24 protein-coding genes are annotated in these 23,184 nt (G+C 70.5%); 14 read left to right on the top strand and 10 right to left on the bottom strand.

Going from position 1 to position 23,184, the window contains the following annotated elements:
- The first annotated feature begins 203 nt into the window (after positions 1–203).
- From ASC54_RS02945 to ASC54_RS02970, 8 genes are all read left to right on the top strand, one after another.
- Positions 204–1,232, top strand: coding sequence for a polymorphic toxin-type HINT domain-containing protein (locus ASC54_RS02945; RefSeq protein ID WP_055896547.1), 1,029 nt, complete (start codon positions 204–206; stop codon positions 1,230–1,232).
- Positions 1,233–1,315: 83 nt separating this feature from the next.
- Positions 1,316–1,723: a barstar family protein gene (locus tag ASC54_RS12550; protein WP_235451417.1), complete on the top strand. Its 408-nt coding sequence runs from the start codon at positions 1,316–1,318 to the stop codon at positions 1,721–1,723.
- 127 nt (positions 1,724–1,850) lie between these two features.
- Complete coding sequence (locus ASC54_RS12730) at positions 1,851–2,228, top strand: hypothetical protein (protein WP_156376701.1); 378 nt, start codon at positions 1,851–1,853, stop codon at positions 2,226–2,228.
- Positions 2,229–2,348: 120 nt separating this feature from the next.
- Positions 2,349–2,915, top strand: a complete 567-nt coding sequence (locus ASC54_RS02950) for a DUF416 family protein (protein WP_235451418.1) — start codon at positions 2,349–2,351, stop codon at positions 2,913–2,915.
- A 516-nt stretch (positions 2,916–3,431) separates the two neighbouring features.
- Positions 3,432–3,902: a hypothetical protein gene (locus ASC54_RS12735; protein ID WP_156376702.1), complete on the top strand. Its 471-nt coding sequence runs from the start codon at positions 3,432–3,434 to the stop codon at positions 3,900–3,902.
- Positions 3,903–3,913: 11 nt separating this feature from the next.
- Positions 3,914–4,453: a YaeQ family protein gene (locus tag ASC54_RS02960; RefSeq protein ID WP_055857647.1), complete on the top strand. Its 540-nt coding sequence runs from the start codon at positions 3,914–3,916 to the stop codon at positions 4,451–4,453.
- Between the two features lie 24 nt (positions 4,454–4,477).
- Entirely contained in the window at positions 4,478–4,912 is a 435-nt protein-coding gene (locus tag ASC54_RS02965) for a GNAT family N-acetyltransferase (protein WP_055857645.1), read from the top strand.
- Positions 4,913–4,956: 44 nt separating this feature from the next.
- On the top strand, positions 4,957–5,808 hold the full coding sequence (locus ASC54_RS02970; RefSeq protein ID WP_055897906.1) for a DMT family transporter: 852 nt from the start codon (positions 4,957–4,959) through the stop codon (positions 5,806–5,808).
- On the opposite strand, the gene ASC54_RS02975 is transcribed toward ASC54_RS02970, so the two are convergent.
- Both ASC54_RS02975 and ASC54_RS02980 read right to left on the bottom strand, forming a co-directional pair.
- On the bottom strand, positions 5,784–6,734 hold the full coding sequence (locus tag ASC54_RS02975; RefSeq protein ID WP_055896552.1) for a Brp/Blh family beta-carotene 15,15'-dioxygenase: 951 nt from the start codon (positions 6,732–6,734) through the stop codon (positions 5,784–5,786). The two genes, ASC54_RS02970 and ASC54_RS02975, sit on opposite strands and share 25 nt — an antisense overlap.
- Complete coding sequence (locus tag ASC54_RS02980; protein ID WP_055896555.1) at positions 6,734–8,056, bottom strand: lycopene cyclase family protein; 1,323 nt, start codon at positions 8,054–8,056, stop codon at positions 6,734–6,736. Before ASC54_RS02980 ends, ASC54_RS02975 begins: the two co-directional genes overlap by 1 nt.
- Positions 8,057–8,240: 184 nt before the next feature.
- Here ASC54_RS02980 and ASC54_RS02985 point away from each other — a divergent pair, with 184 nt between their 5' ends.
- From ASC54_RS02985 to ASC54_RS02995, 3 genes are all read left to right on the top strand, one after another.
- Positions 8,241–8,594: a heavy-metal-associated domain-containing protein gene (locus ASC54_RS02985; RefSeq protein WP_235451368.1), complete on the top strand. Its 354-nt coding sequence runs from the start codon at positions 8,241–8,243 to the stop codon at positions 8,592–8,594.
- Positions 8,595–8,723: 129 nt separating this feature from the next.
- Positions 8,724–9,362 carry a DUF305 domain-containing protein gene (locus ASC54_RS02990; protein WP_055896559.1) on the top strand — a complete coding sequence of 213 codons (639 nt, stop codon included), beginning with the start codon at positions 8,724–8,726 and terminating at the stop codon, positions 9,360–9,362.
- A 15-nt stretch (positions 9,363–9,377) separates the two neighbouring features.
- Positions 9,378–11,687 (top strand): cation-translocating P-type ATPase, encoded by a 2,310-nt coding sequence (locus ASC54_RS02995; protein WP_055896562.1) that lies wholly within the window; start codon positions 9,378–9,380, stop codon positions 11,685–11,687.
- Between the two features lie 340 nt (positions 11,688–12,027).
- Here ASC54_RS02995 and ASC54_RS03000 read toward each other — a convergent pair whose 3' ends face one another.
- From ASC54_RS03000 to ASC54_RS03010, 5 genes are all read right to left on the bottom strand, one after another.
- Positions 12,028–12,588 (bottom strand): GMC oxidoreductase, encoded by a 561-nt coding sequence (locus tag ASC54_RS03000; RefSeq protein WP_055896565.1) that lies wholly within the window; start codon positions 12,586–12,588, stop codon positions 12,028–12,030.
- 333 nt (positions 12,589–12,921) lie between these two features.
- Positions 12,922–13,458: a hypothetical protein gene (locus ASC54_RS12740; RefSeq protein ID WP_156376704.1), complete on the bottom strand. Its 537-nt coding sequence runs from the start codon at positions 13,456–13,458 to the stop codon at positions 12,922–12,924.
- A 14-nt stretch (positions 13,459–13,472) separates the two neighbouring features.
- Positions 13,473–14,096: a hypothetical protein gene (locus ASC54_RS13130; RefSeq protein WP_156376705.1), complete on the bottom strand. Its 624-nt coding sequence runs from the start codon at positions 14,094–14,096 to the stop codon at positions 13,473–13,475.
- Between the two features lie 59 nt (positions 14,097–14,155).
- Positions 14,156–15,979, bottom strand: coding sequence for a GMC oxidoreductase (locus ASC54_RS03005; RefSeq protein ID WP_082514808.1), 1,824 nt, complete (start codon positions 15,977–15,979; stop codon positions 14,156–14,158).
- A 2-nt stretch (positions 15,980–15,981) separates the two neighbouring features.
- On the bottom strand, positions 15,982–17,790 hold the full coding sequence (locus ASC54_RS03010; RefSeq protein ID WP_055896568.1) for an aldehyde dehydrogenase family protein: 1,809 nt from the start codon (positions 17,788–17,790) through the stop codon (positions 15,982–15,984).
- A 215-nt stretch (positions 17,791–18,005) separates the two neighbouring features.
- Between ASC54_RS03010 and ASC54_RS03015 the strand changes: the two genes are divergently transcribed.
- From ASC54_RS03015 to ASC54_RS03025, 3 genes are read left to right on the top strand one after another with little or no spacing between them, the layout of a single operon-like run.
- Positions 18,006–19,070: a type III polyketide synthase gene (locus ASC54_RS03015; RefSeq protein ID WP_055857634.1), complete on the top strand. Its 1,065-nt coding sequence runs from the start codon at positions 18,006–18,008 to the stop codon at positions 19,068–19,070.
- Positions 19,067–19,603: an isoprenylcysteine carboxyl methyltransferase family protein gene (locus tag ASC54_RS03020; protein WP_055897915.1), complete on the top strand. Its 537-nt coding sequence runs from the start codon at positions 19,067–19,069 to the stop codon at positions 19,601–19,603. The genes ASC54_RS03015 and ASC54_RS03020 overlap by 4 nt, the downstream gene beginning before the upstream one ends.
- Positions 19,600–20,628, top strand: coding sequence for an NAD(P)/FAD-dependent oxidoreductase (locus ASC54_RS03025; RefSeq protein WP_055896570.1), 1,029 nt, complete (start codon positions 19,600–19,602; stop codon positions 20,626–20,628). Before ASC54_RS03020 ends, ASC54_RS03025 begins: the two co-directional genes overlap by 4 nt.
- Before the next feature lie 229 nt (positions 20,629–20,857).
- Here the strand turns inward: ASC54_RS03025 and ASC54_RS03030 are convergent, their stop codons facing one another.
- The 3 genes from ASC54_RS03030 to ASC54_RS03040 are packed head-to-tail and all read right to left on the bottom strand — an operon-like array spanning position 20,858 to position 23,128.
- Entirely contained in the window at positions 20,858–21,550 is a 693-nt protein-coding gene (locus ASC54_RS03030) for an HAD hydrolase-like protein (RefSeq protein WP_055896573.1), read from the bottom strand.
- Between the two features lie 23 nt (positions 21,551–21,573).
- Positions 21,574–22,269, bottom strand: a complete 696-nt coding sequence (nucS, locus tag ASC54_RS03035; protein ID WP_055896576.1) for an endonuclease NucS — start codon at positions 22,267–22,269, stop codon at positions 21,574–21,576.
- 31 nt (positions 22,270–22,300) lie between these two features.
- A complete protein-coding gene (locus tag ASC54_RS03040; protein WP_055896579.1) occupies positions 22,301–23,128 on the bottom strand; it encodes an SDR family NAD(P)-dependent oxidoreductase in 828 nt (275 codons plus the stop codon).
- Positions 23,129–23,184 lie beyond the last annotated feature (56 nt).

Raw genomic sequence — 23,184 nt, forward strand, 5'->3', positions numbered from 1 at the left:
GGCCTCGGTCTTCGGATCGGGGCCGTTTCGCGTTTCCGGGGTCAGTGGGGCGGGGCCGACGGGGCGGCCGCAGCCGGCTGAGCGTGGACGGCTTCGCCTCGCGGGCACTACCGATGTAGAGGAGTGTCGTAACACGCTTCACTTTCCGGTCGCCTTCGCGAAGTCCGCCCGGTGGTCCCGCAGCGGGTGCCGTGACGAACGTGATGAAGCAGACCGAGAGCGGCAGGCCGTTCGATGCGGGCTCCTTCGCCCGCGACACTCTCATCGGGGGCGCGGCCGGGTTCCTTGGCGGTGCGGCCGGGCCGGTTCTGGGCGCTGCGGTGCGCGGTGTGACGAGCACCGGTGCAGGTGCTGCGGCGATCGCGGCAACGCGCAGCTCGGTGCAGAACGCTCTCAGCCGCGCTCCGTCGTTCCGTCCGTCGGCGGCGCCCGTGCGGCCGACTGCCATGGCTGGTGGTGGGTCGAAGCCGTCGGGCATGTCGTCGGCAGGTGCCTCCTGCCGGACCAACAGCTTCGTTCCGGGCACGTTGGTGCTGATGGGTGACGGTCAGGCCAAGCCGATTGAGGATGTCCGGCTCGGCGACACGGTGCTGGCTGCGGATCCTGAGACGGGTGAGTTCGGGTCGCGGCCGGTGACGGCGCTGATCGAGGGTACGGGTGTGAAGGAGCTCGTGACCGTCACGACCGAGCATGGGTCGGTGGTCGCCACGGCGGGGCATCCGTTCTGGAGCGAGTCGGATGCGGCGTGGGTGGACGCGGGAGACCTTGAGGTCGGGGATGCTGTGCTCGAGGCTGACGGTGGCACGAGTGTGGTGACTGCTCTGGCCGAGGTGGTGCAGCCGGCGACGGTGCGGAACCTGACGGTGGCGGATCTCCACACGTACTTCGTGGTGGTGGGGGATGCGCCTACGCTGGTGCACAATTGCGGCGGTAGCGAAATTCCCTTTGGCCCGGCACCAGAAAAGGTGGCGAAAACCCTTGATCGCGTCGACTCCGTTGGGGCCCCGTTTCCTAACACCAGTGGGGGAAGGATCTGGCGAAATGATCGCTCGCAACTTCCAAATAGGACATCAGATGGGAATGCCGTGACATATCGTGAATGGGACGTAGACCCGCGAATCCCTGGCTTCTCGCGTAACGCTGACAGACTAGTCACCGGATCAAACGGGTCGGCCTATTACACGAATGATCACTATGGTTCCTTCTTCATGATCCGTGGGTCGGCGAAATAATGAAGACTGCAAGTGGGGCTCACGAATTCACTCCAAGAGACATCGCGTTCCTAGACAATTCGATTCTGCATACTCAGCCTTTGATGCACCTGCTGCCACCCGATGAGGTTCGACTAGTGAGAGGTGCACAATGCAAAACCAGGGCAGGTCTCTTCAACGAGTTCTCCGCCGCATTGCAGTTCCCATGGTACTTCGGCCACAACTGGGACGCGTTCGATGAATGCCTGCACGACGTAGGTGAATGGATGATCGAGGCAAAGTCGCTCACTGTAGTCATTTCAGAGTCGTCGATGTTGCTTACTGATGAGGAGAGCGAAAGCGAGTTTCATGTTTTCACCCGCATCATGCGGCGAGTCGTTCGTTTCGATGCAGCAGAGTCTGAATGGCTTGGCCAAAACTTTGCGCACTTTGTCCCATTGTCGCTCGTGCTAATCGAGAGTGCGGACAAAATCGAGGGTGTCTCGAACAGATGGACATCGTCAGGGCCTTGAGTGTGATCAAAAATCCGCGAATTGTCGTGCACCCCTGGTTGTTGATGAAGCAGGAGCTGAGGTTTGACGCAATTCGCGTAACTCGCACATCGCTAGGGAACCACACGCCGATTAGTTGGGACCTGCCGTGACCGACAAGGGCTATGGCATTCCGGCGCTCCGCGACGTGTATCTCGAAGGCAGTTGGGTCTTGGGATTCACGATCCGGCCAGATTCCTTCACCATGCGCGTGGAGTTCGTTCTCCTGCCAACACACCCGGCATATCGAAAACCGCAACATGGGGAGATGTACTCCTACCGCCGAGGCGATCTTTCGTTCGAACACTTCGCGACTTTTGAGTGGAAACCTGCGGGCTTCCGGCCTGCAACGGACGCGAAGGGTGAGGTTGACTACGGATCGATTGATTTACTCCAGGCGGACCACGAGGTTGTCCAAATCGAGGGTGACTTTGGTGTAATTCGCGTTATGGGAGGATCCGTTGCGATGAATCTGCTGGGTCCGTGAGCCGAATCGGCCGATCTGCCCGGCTTGTATCTCCTTTCTCGAAGAGGCGGGCGCAACGATCACGCGTCCGACGAGAGCGTGGTGGTTCTGGTGAGTCACCGCGCATATGACGAGCAATCCGTGCTTGATCGGCTCGCTCGGCTAGAGCGTCGTTCAAGGACTGCATTTGCGGCATCTTGTGCGCAGCGCTTGCTGCCGCTGTTCGAGCGCTACGCGCAGTCAACGGGCGACCCGGGGCTGGGCGCGCGGCTGGGGAACGTCGTGGCAGCGGCGTGGGATGTCGCCTCCGGTTCGGGTGCTGACGTAAGTGCGCTCCAAGCCGAGGCGGAGGCGATGGTGCCCTCACACCGCGACGGCTGGACCTTTGAGATGGGCTATGGACAAAACGCGGCCGCTGCTGCCGCATACGCCATCAGGACATGGCTGACCGACGACGCGCAGGAGGCGGCGTGGGCGGCGCGACAGGTCTACGAGCTAGCTGACTATGCCGTGTTACACGGCAGCTCGGAACTTGACCTGAACGAACCCGGAGCGGAGTCGCAGATTCTGGCATCGGAGATCGTCCAGGGGGTGCTCGAGGCACTTGCTCAGTCTCTGGACGCCGTAGAGGCGGGCCCACCGACCTGGGACGAACTGCAGGAGACAGCGGCGGCGCAGGGCCGGGCCTGGGCTGACGCGATGCCCTGAACCCCGTCATTTCTCCGCTGTCGCTGGCGAGGACCTTGAGTCTGGTTTGGGTGACGAGGGGCGTCGATGATGCTGATGACTCGGGTGAAGTCTTCTTTTGAACGAGTTGGGCAACGAATACTTGTTTGGGGGATGACTTCCCCGATAACGCGGGAATAGGACATCGGGCGTACCGCTAGAGGTCACGTGTCACGCGGTTCATGGGGTTTCTTGAACACCCCACGCGGCCCTCTCTCCTCGAGAGGTTCGGTGCGCGGATGAACGGCCCCGGTCTTCGGATCGGGGCCGTTTCGCGTTTCCGGGGTCCGCGTTCGGCGTCGGGCACCCGATCCGGGCCCAACGGACCCACCGAGCTGGGGCGCGCTGCTGGCACTGCAGATGTTGAGGAGCGTCGCAATTGGCCTCAGTTTCTACCTGCGTTGGCGGCTCGGTCGCCCGTCGTCCACCGGCGGGTGTGGACGCCGAGGGAAGCTCTCGAGATAGTGGTCACCAATGAACGCAGCGGAGGGGTCGTCGGTGAAGAGCACGTTGAAGAGGCGGACGCGCGACTGTTCACCGACCGCGCGAGAAGGGTCCTCGCCATGGCTGCGCGCTTCTGTCCTGGTGCTGGCTGTCCATGCCTCTGCCCGCGCGATTGCGCTGACGGTTGATCTGGCGAGCGCTGAGGACAGACCGCAAAGCCAATGGGTAGGCGGCGTCACTGTGGCCCTGATGATGGTGACGATCATCATGTGCGTGCACGGCGCGGTCATCTACGCGCTCGTCCACGGCGTCCGAGGCGGACGCGCCGGAGCGTCCGCGCTCGCCATCGTCACGCTGCTCGGCGCGGTGAGTGCTGGCTCGATCCCGTCCGCGCTCGTCGCGCTCGCACTTGGGGTCGCGACACTCTGGGCGGTGTGGCTCGAGTCCGGCGCGGCGCGACACGACCGCGGCATCGGAGTGGCCGATCCCGTAACGCGGTCACACAGCCCCGGGCAGCGCCCGTAGGCTCGAGCACCATGGCTACCGGCGCAGTGATGCACACGTTCACGGGGTCGCTCGCCGACGTCGACCGGGGCGTCTACGAGGAGCTCTCGCTGCGGGTGGCGCGGCACCCGTCGGAGACCGACTCCTACATGCTCGTGCGCGTGCTGGCCTTCTGCCTCGAATGGGATGAGGGCGCTCAGTTCAGCGAGGGCGTCTCGGCGGTCGACGAGCCCGCGGTGGTCATCCGCGACCGCACCGGACGGCTGACGGGCTGGATCGAGGTCGGCGCACCCGACGCCGATCGGCTCCACCGCGGGAGCAAGCTCGCCGAGCGCACGGCGATCTACACGCACCGCGACCCCGCGAAGGTGCTCGCGCTGTGGGCGGGCAAGAAGATCCACGAGTCCGAGCGCATCAGCCTCTACAGCTTCGACCCCGGTTTCATCGACGACGCGACGGGCGCGCTCGAGCGCCGCAACACCCTCACGGTGTCGGTCACCGAGCAGCAGCTCTACCTCGATCTGAACGGGTCGACGTTCAGCACGGTGATCCACGAGCATCCGCTCGCCTGACGCGGTTTCTGGTTCAGTGGTCGCATGGATGTCCGCGAACTGTCCGATGACGACTGCCGCCTCGCTCATGCGGCGATGCGCGAGCTGCGGCCGCAGGTCGGCGACGAGGCCTCGTTCGTCGAGCGCGTGCGGAGCCAGTTCGCGCAGGGCTACCGGCTGATCGGCGCGTTCGACGGCGAGCACGAGCACGCCGTGTCGGTCGCGGGGTTCCGCATCGACGAGAAGCTCGCGTGGGGGCGGCACGTCTACATCGACGACCTGTCGACGCTGCCCGAGGGGCGCGGTCGCGGTGCGGCCACGGCGCTGCTGCGGCGGATCGACGCGCTCGCGGCGGCGGAGGGCATCGTCGAGGTGCACCTCGACTCGGGCGTGCAGCCCGAGCGGCAGGCCGCGCACCGCCTCTACTTCAGTGAGGGTTACCGCATCAGCTCGTACCACTTCCAGAAATCGCTGCCGTGACGCGCGCGGCGCGCGTGCCCCCGTGGAGCTACGCGGTGCTCGCCATGCTCTCGGTGCAGCTCGGCTCGGCGCTCTCGGTCGGGCTCATCGACGAGGTGGGCGCGGCGGGCACGGCGTGGCTGCGGCTGAGCATGGGGGCGATCGTGTTCCTCCTCATCGCGCGGCCGCGGCTGTCGGCGATCCGTCGCGCCGACGTGCTGCCGCTGCTGGCACTGGGGGTCGCCACCGGTCTCATGACCGTGTTCTTCCTTGCGGCGCTCGAGCGCATCCCCCTCGGAACGGCGGTGGCGATCGAGTTCCTCGGCCCGCTCACCGTCGCGGCCGTGCGCAGCGGCGGTCGTCGCGCGCTCGTGTGGCCGATCGTCGCGTTCGTCGGCGTCGTGCTGCTGACCGAGCCGTGGCTCGGCGAGATCGACCTGCTCGGCGTGGGCTTCGCGGCGCTCGCCGGCATCGGCTGGGGCACGTACATCCTCTACACGCAGCGCATCGGCGACCGGTTCGACGGCATCCAGGGGCTCGCGCTCACGATTCCGGTGGCGGCGCTCGCCGCAGCCGTCGTCGGGGTTCCGCAGGCGTGGGGTCAGATCGACGGCACAGTGCTGCTCATCGCTCTCGGGCTCGCGGTGCTGCTGCCGGTGCTGCCGTTCGCGCTCGAGATGCTCGCCCTGCGGCGCATGACCCACACGGCGTTCGGCACGCTCATGTCGGTCGAGCCCGCGATCGGACTCATCCTCGGCCTGCTGATCCTCGCCCAGTCGCCGTCGATCGTGCAGCTCGTCGGCATTGCGATCGTTGTCACGGCGGGCGCGGCGGCCCAGCGCGGCGGTCGCCGAGAGGCAGCGGATGCTCGGCGCGAGCCGAGCGACGGGGATCAGCTGCCCGAGCTCATCGGCTGAGGGGCGCGTTCCGGCTCGCTGGCGTCGGCGGCGTCGGTTGCGGCGGCCGCGGCTGCGCGCCGCAGCGCCCGGTCGCCGAGCGCGATGAGCGCCATGTGCGGCACGGTGAGCGCGGCGAGGCCGATGAAGACGACGCGGAGCAGCTGGTCGTCGAGGCTCGCGGTTCCGGCGGTCGCGGTGAGGAAGAGCGCCGCGGCCGCGAGCGGGATGACCGTGTACGCGACGACGACGAGCGCCGTCAGGCGGCGGGGCTGCGCGCGCTCTTCGACGAAGCCCTCACGTAAGTGGCGGGCGCTGTGCAGCGTGCAGAAGTAGACGATGAAGAACACCAGGGGCGGCGTCGTGAGGGCGAGCAGCGCGACGAGTCCGAGCTCGACGGCCTCGTGCGGGGCGCGGCGGGCCGCGAGAACCGCGAGCCCGAGCAGCAGGACGAGCAGCGGCAGTCCGATCGCGGCCTGCGCCGCGGCGACCGAGCGGGCGCCCTCTCCCGCAAGGGTCGCGTAAAGGCCGGCCACCGCATCCTCATCGCGGAAAGCGGGGAGCGAGAGCAGCGCCGCTCCCGCGAGCGACCGCAGCCAGGGGGAGCGCTCGCGCATCCAGTCGCCGCCGAAGTGCACGGCCGACACGACGAGGAACAGCACGAGACTCGGCAGGGGCGCGACGAGCCACAGGCCGATGACGGCGACCGCCGCGGCCGTGTAGACGAGGTTGAACACGCCGAAGCCGACGGGCCCGCGCCACAGGCCGAGGCGGCGGGCGACGAGCGGGTCGAGGGCTCCGTGCGGTATGCCGAGCAGCGCTGCGAGGATCGCGATCGCGGCGATCTGCACGACGAGCGGCGGCTCGGGATCGGCGAGGAGGAACGCGAGGACCGTCGCGACAGCGACGCCGGTGAAGAGGTAGGTCTCGAGCGGCGGGCGGCGCATCACGCGACCTGGTCGGCCGTCTCGGGCTGGGGTTGCGGCTCGCGCTGCGGCGCGGGTGCGCGGCGCACGGGGGGGAGCGCCCGCACGAGGTCGGGGCGCCGCGCCGAGCTCGTGGCGAGCGCGCGCGAGCGGTCGGGCAGCTGCGCGAGGAACGGCAGCAGCGGCAGGCTCGCGATGATCGCGAGCAGGTCGCTCAGTCGCGCGCGGTCGGTGAGGAAGCGCAACAGGCGAGCGGGCGCGACACCGCGCGCCATCGCCGCGAAGTAGTCGGCCGTGCGCTCGGGGTGCGCGCGCAGCGCCTGGAGGAAGATGCGGTCCATCTGGCGGCGGATGAACGGCTCGGGCGGGTGGCCGATCGGCGCCTCGCCGCGCGCGAGGCGGTCGGCGCAGTCGCGGGCCCAGGCCTGGATGCGCGCGAACCCGTAGCCGGAGGCGTCGCGGAGCGCGCCGCCCGCGGCACCGGCGACGACGACGCCGGGGACGCTCGGTGTCGCGTCAGCCGACGGGCTCGGCACGCGCCCCATCGGCAGCACGCCGGCCTCCTCGCGGAGGACGCGCACGTGCGGCGCCCCGAGAGGCGCGCCGAGCGCGGCGAGAGCGGCGTCGCGCCCCGCCCGCACCTCGGAGGCGCGGAGCGGCGAGGGCGAGAAGCGCGTCCACTCGACGAGCGCGGTGGAGTCAGACAGCGGCAGCACGTAGACGAAACCGAGCCCGTCGGCGTCGGCGCGCATCCCGGTCATGAGGCCCGCGGCGCCGGGGGCGATGCCGAGCGCGGCGAGGTCGAGGGAGCCGCCGTGGTCGACCTCGGCCCCCGAGAAGCACTGGAAGAGCATCGCCGCCGTGCGGCGCGGGCGCGTGTCGACAACCCAGCGGGCGGTGAGGTCGCCGGCCGACGTGCTGACGATGACGCCCTCGCCGGCCGGCCGCGAGATCGAGGGGTGTAGCGCGCGCACCTCGCCCGCCGCGACGCCGAGCCGCAGCTCGACGCGGTCGCTCGCCTCGATGAGCGCGCGAGCGTGAGCGTAGAAGTCGGCGCCGCGCACGTACTGGTAGGTCTCACCGTCGACGTGGTGCGCGACGCCCGGGCCGCCCTCGGCCTGGTACGTCCAGTCGCGCCACTCGTGCGCGACGATCGGGCGCAGGTCGTGTGCGTCGTCGGCCCAGAAGCACCACGAGCGGTCGTCGGAGTAGTCGGTGCGGACATCCACCGCGATCACCCGCAGCCCCGAGTCGCCCTCCGCGAGCCGCGCCGCGAGCGCGAGCCCCGCGCAGCCCGCGCCGAGGATCACGAGGTCGGCGTCGTACGCGCGCGTGCGAGGCAATCCGGGCTCCGTCGCTCGAAGAGAAACGGCACCCGGGGCTGGTGCCGACATCGCGACGCTAAGCACGCTTGCTGGATGCTCGCCGCGGGTTCGATGCCGATTGACTGACCGTCTGCTCCCGGTTCGGCGGGTCGCCCGTCCGAGCGGCTTCACGTACCCCCGTGGGGTATGCGACACTGGTCGTATGGAGACCAACGACATGACTCGACTCAACCTGCTCGGCGACTCCGCGACGGCGAGCGGCGGCGGATGCTGCGGCGGCGGCGCGTGCGGCTGCGGCCACGGCGCGGCCGAGGCCCCCACGACGGCCGACGCGACCGCCGCCGTCGACGCGAACGAGTACCTCGTGACCGGCATGACGTGCGGCCACTGCGTCGCGAGCGTCAAGGAGGAGGTCGGCGCCGTCGACGGCGTGCAGGCCGTGGAGGTCGCGCTCGTCAAGGGCGGTGCCTCGCGCGTGACCGTGCAGTCGGCGGGCCCGATCGACGAGGCGAAGATCCGCGCCGCCGTCGAGGAGGCGGGCTACCAGCTCGCCTGATCGCCCTCACGACCGGCCCTCGCGCCGCGCCCTCGCAGGCCGCGGAACGAGGGCCGTCGGCATTCATCCGACTGGGGTTGTGATACCCCCCGGGGGTATGCAATACTCGTCGCGACAGGGAGGCCCACCATGACTCGCACGACCATCGTTCGACCCGCTCGCCGCCGCGCATCCGCCGCCGCCGCGATCGCCGGCGCCGCCGCACTCGCGCTCGCCCTCGCCGGGTGCGTGACCGTGAACACGGGCGGCTCGAACGGCCCGGGCGGGATGCCCATGGGCGACCTGCCCGACGGCGTCAACCAGGCCGACGCCATGTTCACGATGATGATGATCCCCCACCACGAGCAGGCCGTCGAGATGAGCGAGCTCGTGCTCGGGCGCGACGACATCGACCCCGAGATCGTCGCGCTCGCCGAGGAGATCATCGCCGCGCAGGATCCCGAGATCGAGCTCATGGAGGACTGGCTCGACGACTGGGGCGTGCCGAGCATGCCCGGCGCCGGCCACGGCGGCGGCCATGGCGACGGAGGCCCCGGCGGCATGATGAGCGACGACGACCTCGACGCGATCGAGGACGCTCAGGGCGACGAGGCCGAGCTGCTCTACCTCGAGGGCATGATCGAGCACCACGAGGGCGCGATCGACATGGCGCAAGACGTGCTCGACGACGGCGAATCGACCGAGGTGGCTGAGCTCGCCGACACGATCATCGAGACCCAGCAGGTCGAGATCGACCTCATGCGCGACCTCATCGCCGACCGCAGCTGACCCGGAGCGACACCCATGACAGTCACGAACCCCACCACCTCCGCGCCGGTCGCGACCAGCGCGCCCGAGCTGCAGCTCGACCTCGTCGGCATGACGTGCGCCTCGTGCGCCAACCGCATCGAGCGCGGACTCAACAAGGTGCGGGGCGTCGAGGCGACCGTGAACTACGCGACCGAGAAGGCGACCGTGCGCGTCGCCCCGGACGCCGAGGGGCAGCTCGACGCCTCGGTGCTCATCGCGGCGGTCGAGAAGGCCGGGTACCAGGCCAGCGTGACGGCGCCGCGCGTGGCGGGCGGGGCATCCGCCGCCGCATCGGGCGCTGCCGGCGGCGCCGGCGAGGCCCGCCCGGACGCGCTCGCCGCCCTGCGCCAGCGCCTCATCATCTCGGCCGTGCTCACGGTGCCCGTGCTGCTGATGTCGATGATCCCGCCGCTGCAGTTCACCTACTGGCAGTGGCTGGCGCTCACGCTCGCGGCGCCCGTCGCGGTGTGGGGGGCGTGGCCGTTCCACCGGGCGGCGGCCGTCAATGCGCGGCACGGCAACGCCACGATGGACACCCTCATCTCGCTCGGCGTCTCGGCGGCGTTCCTGTGGTCGCTGTACGCGCTGTTCCTCGGCGAGGCCGGCATGCCGGGCATGACGATGACGCTGCAGCTCTTCGGAACTCCCGAGACCGGCGCGCACGAGATCTACCTCGAGGTCGCCGCCGCCGTGACGGTGTTCATCCTGCTCGGGCGGTACCTCGAGGCGCGCGCCAAGCGCGAGTCGGGGGCGGCGCTCGCCGCCCTGCTCGACCTCGCGGCGCGCGACGCCTCGGTTCTGCGCGACGGCGTCGAGGTGAAGGTGCCCGTCGACCAGCTGCAGGTCAATGACCGCTTCGTCGTGCGCCCGGGCGAGAAGATCGCCACCGACGGCGTCGTCGTCGAGGGTGCGTCGTCGGTCGACGCGTCGCTGCTGACCGGCGAATCGGTGCCGGTCGACGTCGAGATGGATTCGCGCGTCGTCGGCGGCACCGTCAACGTCTCAGGGCGCATCGTCGTCGAGGCCTCGCGCGTGGGCGCCGACACCGAGCTCGCGCGCCTCGGCCGCCTCGTCGAAGAGGCGCAGACCGGCAAGGCCGAGGTGCAGCGCCTCGCCGACCGCGTCTCGGGCATCTTCGTGCCCGTCGTCATCGCGCTGTCGCTGCTGACGCTGCTCGGCTGGGTGCTGTTCACGGGCTCGATCGAGCTCGGCTTCACCGCGGCCGTCGCCACGCTCATCATCGCGTGCCCGTGCGCGCTCGGCCTCGCCACCCCGACGGCGCTCATGGTCGGCACGGGGCGAGGCTCGCAGCTGGGCATCCTCATCAAGGGGCCCCAGGTGCTCGAGAGCACCCGCCGCATCGACACGATCGTGCTCGACAAGACGGGCACCGTGACGACGGGGCGGATGTCCGTGACGGCCGTCGTGCCGGCTGACGGGTTCTCGTCATCGTCGTTGCTGTCGCTCGCCGCGGCCGCGGAGGAGGGCAGCGAGCACCCGCTCGCTCGCGCGGTGGTCGATCACGCGCGCGGGGCCCGAGTCGCCCTGCCTGCGGCTGAGGGCTTCGCGTCGCACGCTGGTCTGGGTGTGACCGCGGTCGTCGACGGTCGCGCTGTGACGATCGGTCGGGCTGCGTGGCTGTCGTCGGAGTGGGCCATCTCGATGCCGGCCGACGCGCTGTCGTCGTTCGAGGCGGAGGGGGCGACGCCCATCGCCGTCGCGGTCGACGGAGCCTTCGCGGGCGTCGTCGTGCTCGCGGACACGCTCAAGCCGGAGGCGGAGCTGGCGATCTCGCGGCTGCGCGATCTGGGGCTCGATGTCGTGCTGCTGACGGGGGACAACGAGGGTGCGGCTTCGGCCGTGGCCGACCGGCTCGGCATCGGCGAGGTGCACGCAGGCGTGACGCCGTCGGGCAAGCTCGACGTGATCCGCGAGCTTCAGGTTCAGGGGCACGTCGTCGCGATGGTGGGCGACGGGGTCAACGATGCGGCGGCGCTCGCCGCGGCCGACCTGGGCATCGCGATGGGCAGCGGAACCGACGCCGCGATCGCAGCCTCCGATCTCACGATCGTGTCGGGCGACCTGCTGGTCGTGGCCGACGGCATCCGCCTCGCGCGGCGCACGCTGCGCACGATCATCGGCAACCTGTTCTGGGCGTTCGGGTACAACGTCGCGGCGATCCCGGTCGCGATGCTCGGGCTGCTCAACCCGCTGCTCGCGGGGCTCGCCATGGCGTTCTCGAGCGTGTTCGTCGTCACGAACTCGCTGCGTCTGCGCGGGTTCAGGCCGCTGCCGCGGCCGTAGGGATACGCGGGTCGGGCTGCGGCCTTCGCGGGTCGGGCGTTCGGGCGGCGGGTGCCGTGCGCCGGGCGGCGGGTCGGGCGCGGGGCACCTGCCGCTCGGGCCGTCCGCCCTTCCAGAAGTACGGATCGGGCGAATCGGACTCACGCGCTCCGTAGTTCTGGAAGGGGCGACGATGCGGGCCCGCCGCGCTTCGATGATTGCGGACGGGGTGAGCGCGATTCGCCCGATCCGCACATATCGAAGCGCGCGCGGCAGAGGGGTCCTTGAGGCGGCGGTCCGAGTGGCGGGCAGCGGCGGTGCGGGCAGAGGAGAGCGGCGGTGCGGGCGACGCGGCGGGCGGCTAGGGCCGCGGCTCCGCCGCTCGCACGCGCGGCATCGGCAGGGCGACCGGCGCGCTCGGGAGGCGCAACTCCCCCGCCGCGCCGACCGGCACCACGGGTGACCGCGGGGTCACGGGCGGCACGGGAACGTAGGCGGCGCCGAGCGGCGGGCGAGCATCCGCCTCGCCGCGATTCGGCCACAGGGCGAAGGCGCGCTCCGCCTGCGCGGTGATCGTGAGCGACGGGTTGACGCCGAGGTTCGCCGAGATCGCCGCCCCGTCGACGACGTGCAGCCCGGAGTGCCCGAACACGCGGTGGTACGGGTCGACGACGCCGGTCGCCGCCGAGTCGCCGATGGGGCATCCGCCGAGGAAGTGCGCCGTCATCGGCACGTCGAAGACCTCGGTGATGCCCGACTGGGCGAATCCGCTCATGTGCGTCGCCATGAGCCCGTAGGCCTCGTTCGCCTCGGGCAGGTAGGTCGGGTTCGGCTCGCCGTGACCCTGGCTCGACCGCAGCCGGAATCGCCCGAAGAGCCCGCGTCCGGCGCGCACCGTGAGCGAGTTGTCGCGGTTCTGCATGACGAGATGCTGGGCATTCTCACCCCGCTGCTCGAGGGGCTCGTCAAGGCGTTCTCGAGCGTCTTCCTCAGACGAACTCGCTGTGGACGCGTCGGTTCAAGACGCGGGCAGAGCCGTAGGTCGCGCTGATGACGAAAACGGGGAACCCATTTCCACAGTTACGACGGCATCACGCGGAGACACTGCAGGCAAAGGGCTACGTCGGCAAGAGGTCCCGAGGGGGGCCTTCGGTGCGCTCTCGCCGCGCGCACCCCACTATTCAGGTGAGAAAAGGCGACGGCGGAGAAGGACTCAAGCGTGTCGGCAGTTCCGAATGGGCCGAGTTTCGCGAGCTCACATTGCAGTCCCGGGACTCGGATTCTCGGTGAACCCCGCCCTGACGAGCTTAGGGTCCCCGGCAGCTGTGATGACGAGATCGCGGTCGCCTATCACGAACCGGCAGAAGTGGGTGTCCCGAACATGCCGGCTGTGACCACGATACGTATGTTCACCTATATTGAAGCTCTTTAAGTCCAATCTCGATGAGCCGAAAGAGTCTTCGAGCGCCCGCAAAGTTGAGCCAGGGTCTGCAGCGGCTTCTACTGAATTCTGAGAGATCCAATACTCCGAGAAATGTAGAAAATCCATTTCAGGTTGGTGATCGCTGATCGCATAAGTTCGCACACTGATCGTTCTTGGAACACGATAATGCAGCGAATTTTCGTCGACCTGGTGAGATTCCACGTACAGATCGAGAAATGAGATGCCGAACAATGCCGCATGCTGATCTCGGCTGATATAGAACCGGCGACCGTCGGCGAGCGAGGATTGCGAACGGAGTTCTTCTCTGGCGCGCTCAAGAGCAACAGTTCGGTCGGAAGGCACAGTCATCGAGAGCCTCTTTCTTAGATCGTGTCTCGGGGCAGGAGCCCGCTGCAGGTTCCGAGAGTCGTCGTGACGATGCCGCTGGCTACTCCGCTTACCGAAGCGTTTGTGGCGGCCGCCCCCACGTTATAGGAGAAATTCGTCCCCCAGTTGAGTGCCCCTGGGAAGGGCGGGAATCCATCCCTATTCACGATGGTGTTACCAGTTCGGGCAGACAAAGAGATGCTCCACTGGTGATAGACCGACCCGCCGTAGAGGCCATTCAGGCTGTAAGACGTGTAGCCCGAGGTCTTGGTATAGAGAGTGAGCGTTGCGGACCCGCAGTTGCCACTTACTGTGCCTTGGGTCACAATTGAAGTCGGCTTGACTTGTTTTGTCGTTGGATTGAATTTGAATGAGGCGCCAACAAGACTGCCTTTGGGAGTTCCGACCGGGACGGCATATTGCCACCCAGCAGTATCTGTACGAATTTTATATCCGTTGTCAACGGCCCGCGGAATATCGAACCCGTCAAACATCAGCTGGCTAGTCGAGACGAACCTGTCGGGTTGGCTCTCCTTCGCCTGGGCGGCGGCCGGTTGGCTGGTGCCAATTGCCGATATAAGAAGAAGGCCGACCGACGCAAGTATTGCTCTCGGATTCATAGGCAGACAGTAAACGCAGCCTTAACTCGAGGGATAGTCGGCACTTTGGGGGACGAGTACTAGGCGGCTGGGTCGACGGGCGTCGTCAGCTCCGCCGCTCGCACGCGCGGCATCGGCAGGGCGACCGGCGCGCTCGGGAGGCGCAGCTCGCCACTCGCGCCGACCGGCACCACGGGCGAGCGCGGGGGCACGGGCGGCAGGGGCTGGTAGGCGGCGCCGAGCTGCGGTCGAGCATCCGCCTCGCCGCGATTCGGCCATAGGGCGAAGGCGCGCTCCGCCTGCGCGGTGATCGTGAGCGACGGGTTGACGCCGAGGTTCGCTGAGATCGCCGCGGCGTCGACGACGTGCAGCCCGGAGTGCCCGAAGACGCGGTGGTACGGGTCGACGACGCCGGTCGCGGGGGAGTCGCCGATGGGGCACCCGCCGAGGAAGTGCGCCGTCATCGGCACGTCGAAGACCTCGCTGATGCCCGACTGCGCGAAGCCGTTCATGTGCTGCGCCATGAGCCCGTAGGCCTCGTTCGCCTCGGGCAGGTAAGTGGGGTTCGGCTCGCCGTGGCCCTGGCTCGACCGCAGCCGGAAGCGCCCGAAGAGCCCGCGCCCCGCGCGCACCGTGAGCGAGTTGTCACGGTTCTGCATGACGAGGCCGACGATGGTGCGCTCGCTCCAGCTGCCGAGGCCGAACACCATCGACGCGACGCGGGAGGGGTGGCGCAGCAGCTGGCCGATCCAGAGCAGCCAGCGCGGCGTGCGGCGACCGCCCGGCACGGCGAGCGTCGCCAGCAGCGCGAGGGCGTTGGATCCGTGGCCGTAGCGGCAGGGCTCGATGTGCGTGTGCTCGTCGGGGTGGATCGACGAGGTGATCGCGACGCCGCGCGTCATGTCGACGCCGCGCGCGTGGCGCAGGGCGGTGGATGCTCCGCCGAGGGCCTCGGAGTTCGTGCGGGTCAGCTCGCCCAGCCGGTCGGAGATGCCCGGCAGATGCCCCTCGGCCTTCATGCGGTGCAGCAGCTGCTGGGTGCCCCAGGCTCCCGCGGCGACGACGACCTGATCGGCCGTGAGCGTGCGCTCGGTGCGGCGGCCCTTGCCGGTCGCGCGGGTGGTGACGGTGTAGCCGCCGCCGGGTCGAGGCGCGACGCGGGTCACCGTCGTGAGCGGCTGCACGACCGCACCCGCCGACTCGGCGAGGTGCAGGTAGTTCTTCACGAGCGTGTTCTTCGCGTTGTGCCGGCAGCCCGTCATGCACTCGCCGCACTCGAGGCAGCCGCGCCGAGCGGGGCCCGCTCCGCCGAAGTAGGGGTCGGGGGCCTCGACGTCGGCGCCCTCGCCGAAGTAGACGCCGACGGGGGTGAGGTGGAAGCTGTCGGCGACGCCGAGGTCGGCGGCCACCTTCTGCATGATGACGTCGGCGGGCGTGATCGTCGGGTTCTGCGCGACGCCGAGCATGCGGCTCGCCTGGTCGTAGTACGCGTCGAGCTCGGCCTTCCAGTCGGTGATGTGCGCCCACTGCCGGTCGGTGAAGAAGGCGTCGCTCGCCGGTCGGTAGAGCGTGTTCGCGTAGACGAGCGAGCCGCCGCCGACGCCTGCCCCGGCGAGGATCATGACGTCGTCGAGCAGGTGGATGCGCTGGATGCCCAGCAGGCCGAGCGCGGGCGCCCAGAAGAACTTCTTCAGGCTCCACGAGTTCTTCGCGAACTCGTCGTCCGCGAAGCGGCGACCGGCCTCGAGCACCGCGACGCGGTAGCCCTTCTCGACCAGGCGCAGGGCGGCGACCGAGCCGCCGAAGCCGGAGCCGACGACGATGACGTCGAGGTGGTCGGGGGCGTGCGACCCGGGTGCGGTGCGGTCGCGCGGCTCGGGCGCGGTCGGGCGTGCGTCGAGCATCCTCAGCCCCTCACGTAACTGGCGATCGTGGCGACCGCCGCGGGAAGCGCGCGCACGGAATCGTCGCCGGCGAAGCGCGTCAGTCGCTCGGCGGTGACGTGCGCGGTGCGGTTGTCGACCGACCACAGCGGGGTGGGGGTCGGATGCCACGGACCGTGGCCGACCGTCCGCTCGACGTGCGCGGGGTCCAGCAGCAGCGCGTTGTGCACCACGCCGATGCCGCTGCCGACGTCGTGCACCTCGTGCCCAGGGAACGCGCCCCACGTCGCACCCGGCATGCCGAAGAGCGGGCCGACCCAGCAGTTGACCCCGACGGTGCCGTACTCGAGGGTCGCGATCGCGGCCTCGAGGGCGCCGCCCAGGGCGCGGCGCGTGCGCGGGTGGATGATGATGCCGGCGCCGAGAGTGCCCGCGAGGCGGGCGTTGCAGAACGCGACCGCGGCGTCGAGGAACGCCGCCGGGTCGACGTCGGCGTCGCCGGTCGGCGGCGACGGAAGGCGGACGACGCCGAGCACGGGGCCGAAGACCTCGGTCGTGAAGAGCGGCTCGCTCGCGTCGGCGGGGTCGAGGTGGTCGACGAGGGCGCGGGCCGCGGCGGGGTCTCCGCCGAGGCTCACCGCGTCGGGGTGCCCGGCGACGGCGGCGTCGCGCCGTTCGGCCGCGCCCGGGTAGTAGGCGGTGCGCGCGGGTGCGGCCGCCAGGTGCCCGCGGAGCTTCGCGACGAGGGAGTCGGCGTGCTCCCAGTCGGCGGGGATCACCACCAGCTGCGTCGCGATGCAGTTGAAGCCCGAGTTGTGGAGGCGCTCGGTCGCGATGCCGCGGGCGACGGTGTCGAGGTCGTCGTCGGTCCAGCGGTCGCGGCCGCGCGCGCCGTCGGCCCCGCCGGGGACGACGATGACGGGCCCGACGCCACCGAGCTCGCTCGTGATCGGCTTGTCGAGGATGGGCCGCCGCGCGAGTCGGCGCTCCTCGCGGTCGGGGCCGGCGCCGAACACGATCGTGTCGTGGCTCGAGCGGCTGCCGGTGATGTGGATGCGGTCGACGTCCGGGTGGTGGATGAGCGACTGCCCGACCTCGTGGTCGCCCTCCACGATGCGCACGAGGTCGCGCTCGATCGCGGGCGCGAACGCCGCACGAAGCGCGTCGCCTACGCGCGCGTTGACGGGGTTGAGCTTCACGATCGCCGCGCTCGCCTCCTGGTAGAGGGCCGTCAGCACGTCGAGGGCGGGGATGCCCGTGATGTTCCCGGCGCCGAGCACCGCCGTGACGAGGGGCGCGCGATCGCGATCGCGGACGGCGCCCGCGATGCCCGCACGGGCATCCTCGATGCTCACGCCGCGGCGGAGCCACACGTCGGCGGAGTAGCCGGCGAGCACGACGTCCTTCGGCAGGGAGGGGAAGGCGCGGACGGCGACGCGGCCCTGCGGCGCGCGGCCGACGCGACGGTCGGGGAGAGGCGTGCCGCCCCGCTCGAGGGTGCGAAGGGTCGACTCGAGGGCGCTCGTCGCGGTGATGACGGCGTAGGGGCCGCTCGACCACTCCTCGCCGGCGGCGGGGGAGCTCAGGTCGATGCCTTTCACCGCGCACGCGGCGACGACCCAGTCGGTCGCGGCGGCGAGTGTCGAGCGACGCAGCTCGGGCAGCAGACCGCGCTTGTCGGCGAGGTCGCTCGCGACCCAGGCGGCGGCTCCGCGGCGGAGGGCGGTGAGATCGGCCTCGAGGGCGGTCGGTAGGGCTGTGGGGAGGGCGCGCTGATGCGCGGAGAGCGCGAGAGCCGGCTCGTGTGCGGCGGGCGCATGGGCGTTCGTCACGGCGACCCCTTCCTCCGCGGCATCGTCGCGCGCGGATAGTTTCGAGACTACGACGGTCGGGGCCCGCACCCTCACGATGGAGAGGAGTGACGTAACAGGATTTCGTCACCCCTCTGCATCCTGAGCGCGCACGTCGCGAGGGCGGTTCGCGCCCGTCGCCGGGAGTGCACACGGCGGCTGGGCGCACCCGGAGCCTCGCGTGGAATGATGCGCGCATGCCCCGGATCCTCGCCGTCGCGCCCGTGCTGCCCGATAACGTGCACGAGCAGCACGAGATCACGGCCGAGCTCGCGAGCCGGCTGACGGGCGACACGGCGGCCCGGTCGGTGCTCGAGCGGGTGCATGCCGCGAGCGGCATCAAGACCCGGCACCTCGCACTGCCCCTCGAGCGGTACCGCGACCTCGACTCGTTCAGCGAGACCAACGCCCTGTTCGCCGAGCTCGCCCTGCCCCTCGTCGAGAGGGCGGTCACGACGGCGCTCGCCGAGGCGGGGCTCCGCGTCGAGGACGTCGACCACCTCTTCTTCACGACCGTGACGGGCGTCCAGGCCCCCTCGCTCGATGCGATGCTCGCGACGTCGCTCGGATTCCGGTCCGACCTCAAGCGCGTGCCGAGCTTCGGGCTGGGATGCGTGGCCGGCGCCGCCGGGATCGCGCGCGTCGCCGACTACCTGGCCGGGCATCCCACCGGGGTCGCCCTTCTCGTGAGCGTCGAGCTGTGCTCGCTCACGCTGCAGTGGTCGGACCAGTCGATGGCCAACGTCGTCGGCACGGGCATCTTCGGAGACGGGGCCGCCGCCGTGGTCATGACCGGCGACGCGCACCCCGCTGCCGTCGCCGCCGGCTCGACGCGGCCCCGTGTGGTCGCGAGCCGCAGCGCGCTGTACCCCGACAGCTCCGAGATGATCGGCTGGCAGATCGGATCGACCGGGTTCACGCTCATGCTCGCCGCCGGGGTCCCGGCCCTCATCGACGGGCACTTCGCCGCCGGGGTCGACGCGCTGCTGGCCGAGGCCGGGATCGAGCGCTCCGACGTCGACGCGTGGATCGCCCACCCGGGCGGGCCGCGCATCCTCGAATCGTTCACGGCGGCGCTCGACCTGCCGCCCGCCGCGCTCGACGCCTCGTGGGAGGTCATGTCGCGCACCGGCAACCTGTCGTCGGCGGCCGTGCTGCACGTGCTCGCCGCGGTCGGCGACCAACCCGTCGGCACGCGCGCCGTGCTCTTCGCCCTCGGCCCCGGCGTCACCGCCGAGCTCGTCCTCCTGGAGTGGTCATGAGCGTCATCCTGTATGCGCTGCTCGTGCTCGCGACGGGCGTCGAGCGGCTCGTCGAGCTCGTCATCTCGAAGCGCCACGCGGCCGCGGCCTTCGCGCGGGGCGGCGTCGAGCACGGCCGACGGCACTTCCCGTGGATGGTGCTGCTGCACACGGGCCTGCTGGTCGCGTGCGTCGCCGAGGTCATACTGCTCGACCGCCCGTTCATCGGCGCGCTCGGATGGCCGATGCTCGTCATCGCCCTGCTCTGCCAGGCCGGCCGCTACTGGGTGATCGCCTCGCTCGGCGAGCAGTGGAACACCCGCGTCATCGTCGTGCCGGGCGCGACGCGCGTGACCCGCGGGCCGTACCGCTTCGCCTGGCTGCGCCACCCCAACTATCTCGTCGTCGCGATCGAGGGCATCGCCCTCCCGCTCGCCCACACCGCCTGGGTGACGGCCCTCGTCTTCACGGTGCTCAACGCGGTGCTGCTGCTCGGCTTCCGGATCCCCGTCGAGAACCGCGCGCTCGCGGTGCTGCGGGCGGAGGCCCGATGATCCCGACCGACGTCGACGTCGTCATCGCGGGCGGTGGACCGGTGGGCCTGGTGCTCGCACTCGAGCTCGAGCGGCGCGGCCTGCAGGCCGTCGTGCTCGAACCGCGCACGGGTGAGATCGACAAGGCCTGCGGCGAGGGCATCATGCCGGGCGGGCTCGCCGCGCTGCACCGCCTCGACGTCGACCCGCCGGGTCATGCGATCAGAGGCATACGGTACGAGGATGCCCGAGGCGCGGTCACGCACCGCTACCGGTCTCGAGAGGGACGCGGCGTGCGCCGCACCGCGCTGAGCGCCAGCCTGCGCGAGGCGGTCGCCCGGCGCGGCATCGAGCTGCGGCCCGAGAGGGTCGAGCACTTCGTGCACGACGAGCTGGGGGTTTCGGTCAACGGGCTGCGGGCTCGGTGGCTCGTCGGGGCCGATGGCTTGCACTCGCGCGTGCGCAGCGAGGCCGGACTCGACGATGCCGATCGGGGCATGAAGCGGTTCGGCCTCCGCCGGCACTACGCGACTCCGCCGTGGAGCGACGTCGTCGAGGTGACGTACGGCCCCGACTGGGAGCTCTACGTCACACCCGTCGACGACTCGACGGTGGGGGTCGCGGTGCTCGGGCCGAAGGGGGTCGACCTCGACACCGCGATCGCCGCGCACCCGGCGCTGCGCGATCGGCTCGAGGGCGTCGAGGTCGCCTCGGAGCTGCGCGGAGCCGGCGCGCTCCGGCAGCGCACGGTCACGCGCACGACCGGGCGCATAGCCCTCGTCGGCGACGCCTCCGGGTACGTGGACGCGATCACCGGCGAGGGGATGCGCGTGGGCTTCGCGCAGGCAGAGGCGCTCGCCGACTGCCTCGCGCGCGACGACCTCCCCGCCTACGAGCGGGCGTGGTCGCGGTCGACGCGCGACTTCCGGCTGCTGACCGAGGGGCTCGTCCGGCTCGCGAGCTCGCCCGCCCGCCCGGCGATCGTCCCGGCAGCCCGTGCGATGCCCTGGCTCTTCGGCGCGATCGTCGAGCGCCTCGCGCGGTAGCGGCCGCTCGCAGCGCCCGGCGCTGACCCCCCTGGCGCTGACCTCTCCGGGTGCAGACCCCCCGGCGACAGGGTTCGACCAGATGAAGGGAGCCGCGGCTCACGTCGCGGCGTGTCGCCGCGACACGCCGCCATCGGGCAGCCCGCTCCCTTCATTTGGTCACGGCGGGCGGGGTGGGGTGGAGTGGTGCGGGGCGGGCGGGGCGGGGCTGCGACGCGGGCGGCGCGGCTCAGGCGGCGGGCTCGGCGGCGGCCGGCAGCCCGAGCAGCGATCGCAGCTCGTCCGTCGAGGACGCGACGAGCTGCGCGTGGGCGCGCTCGGCATCCGTACCGTAGCCCCAGGTCACCGCGATGGTCGGCACTCCGTGCTCGGCCGCGCCCTCGATGTCGTGGATGCGGTCGCCGATCATGACGACGTTGGACAGATCGACGTCGCCGAGGCGAAGACGCCGCAGCGCCTCCTCGACGACGTCAGCCTTCTCGCTGCGCGTCTCGTCGGCCGAGGCGCCGGTGATGACGGTGAAGCAGTGCGCGATCGTGAAGTGCTCGAGCATGAGGGTCGCCGGCAGCTCGGGCTTGGAGGTCGCGAGGCTGAGGGGGATGCCCGCGGCCGCGATCCCCCGCACGAGGGTGCCCATGCCCGGGTAGAGGGTCGCGTCGTAGGCGCCGCGGTCGAGGTAGCGGGCGCGGTAGATCTCGAGCGCGCGCTCCGCGGTCGGCCGATCCATGCCGGCGAGGTCGCGGAAGGAGTCCATGATCGGCGGGCCCACCCAGCGCAGGAGCTCCTCGTATGCCGGAACGGGCATCCCGAGCTGCTCGTAGGTGTAGGCGAGCGTGTCGGTGATGCCGGGCGCGGAGTCGGTGATCGTGCCATCGAGGTCGAGCAGGATCGCCGAGAACGGTGGGCGGGGTGCGGGGAGCATGCTTCGAGCCTAGGCGAGCGACGTCAGAAGAGCCGCGGGATGCCGTCGTCGAGTCCGCGCATCGCGTCGTAGTCGAGCAGCAGGCAGCGGATCCCGCGGTCCTCCGCGAGGGTGCGCGCCTGCGGGGCGATCTCCTGCGCGGCGAACACCCCGGCGACCGGTGCGAGCAGCGGGTCGCGGTTCATGAGCTCGAGGTAGCGGGTGAGCTGCTCGACGCCGTCGATGCCGCCGCGGCGCTTGATCTCGACCGCGACCGAGCCTCCGTCGGCGTCGCGCGCGAGGATGTCGACGGGTCCGATCGCCGTCATGTACTCGCGCCGCACGAGCGCGTGCCCGGAGCCGAGCAGCTCGATCTGCTCGGCGAGCAGCTTCTGCAGGTGCGCCTCGACGCCGTCCTTCTGCAGGCCCGGGTCGAGCCCGAGGTCGTGCGCCGTCTCGTGCAGCACCTCGTGCACGCTCACGACGAGCATGTCGGCGGTCTTCGCGTGCGTGACGCGCCACAGCTCGACGACGCCGGCCTCGCGCTGGTCGTCGTCGGGCTCCTCGACCGTGAGGGTGCACGGCGGGCTCATCCAGTTGAGCGGCTTGTACGAGCCGCCGTCGGAGTGCACGAGCAGACTGCCGTCGTTCTTGTGGATGAGCAGGCGCGTCGCGAGCGGCAGGTGCGCGCTGAGGCGCCCGGCGTAGTCGACGGAGCAGCGGGCGATCACGAGGCGCACGAGGGTCGAGTCTAGGTGCGGCGGGCAGAGCTCACCCCCACAGCCCGGGCCGCCGCTCTTCGGCCACCGAGTTGCCGCCGTCGACGACGACGAGCTGCCCGGTGATGTAGCTCGCACCGGGGGAGGCGAGCCACGCGATCGCGCTCGCGACCTCGTCGGGGCGACCGCTGCGCCCGAGCGGCACGAGCCCGCCCTCGACGGCCTCCTGCTCCAGTTGCGACGCCGTCGCGATCCACCCGGGAGCGACCGCGTTCACCGTGATCCCGTGCCGCGCCTCGTCGATCGCGAGCCCGCGCGTGAAGCCCAGCACCCCGGCCTTCGCGGTCGCGTAGCCGAGGTCGTCGCGCGCCGCCTGCACCGCCCCGGTCGTGCTCGCGACCGTGATGACGCGGCCCCACTCGCGCTCGCGCATCCGCCTGATGACGGCGCGCGTCACCAGGAACACGCTCGTCAGGTTCACGTCGACGGCGCTGCGCCACTCGTCGACGCTCATGCCGATGTCGCCGCGCGGCATCTCCTCGCCGACAGCGACCATGCCGGCGTTGTTGACGAGGATGTCCGGCTCGGCTCCCAGCGCGCCGATCGCCGCGAGGGCGGCCTGCGCCGCGCTCTCGGTCTCGAGCCGCGCGACGACGCCGGCGGCGTCGTGCCCGGCGTCCCGCAGCTCCTGCGCGCGCTGCTCGATGCGGTCGGTCGTGGCGGTCATGACGACGCGGGCGCCGCGCCCGGCGAGCTCGCGGGCCGTGGTGAAGCCGATGCCCTCGGCCGAGCCGCACCCCGTGACGAGCGCGGTCCGGCCGGAGAGGTCGAGCGACGCGGGGAGGGCGTGGTGCGGGGTGGGGGAGGTCGATGAGCTCATGCGCTCATCCTGCCGCCGCACTCGCATCGAATGCTGTCTCTCGTGGCCGCGGCTCG

The organism is Yonghaparkia sp. Root332 (assembly GCF_001425665.1).
GTDB lineage: Bacteria > Actinomycetota > Actinomycetes > Actinomycetales > Microbacteriaceae > Microcella.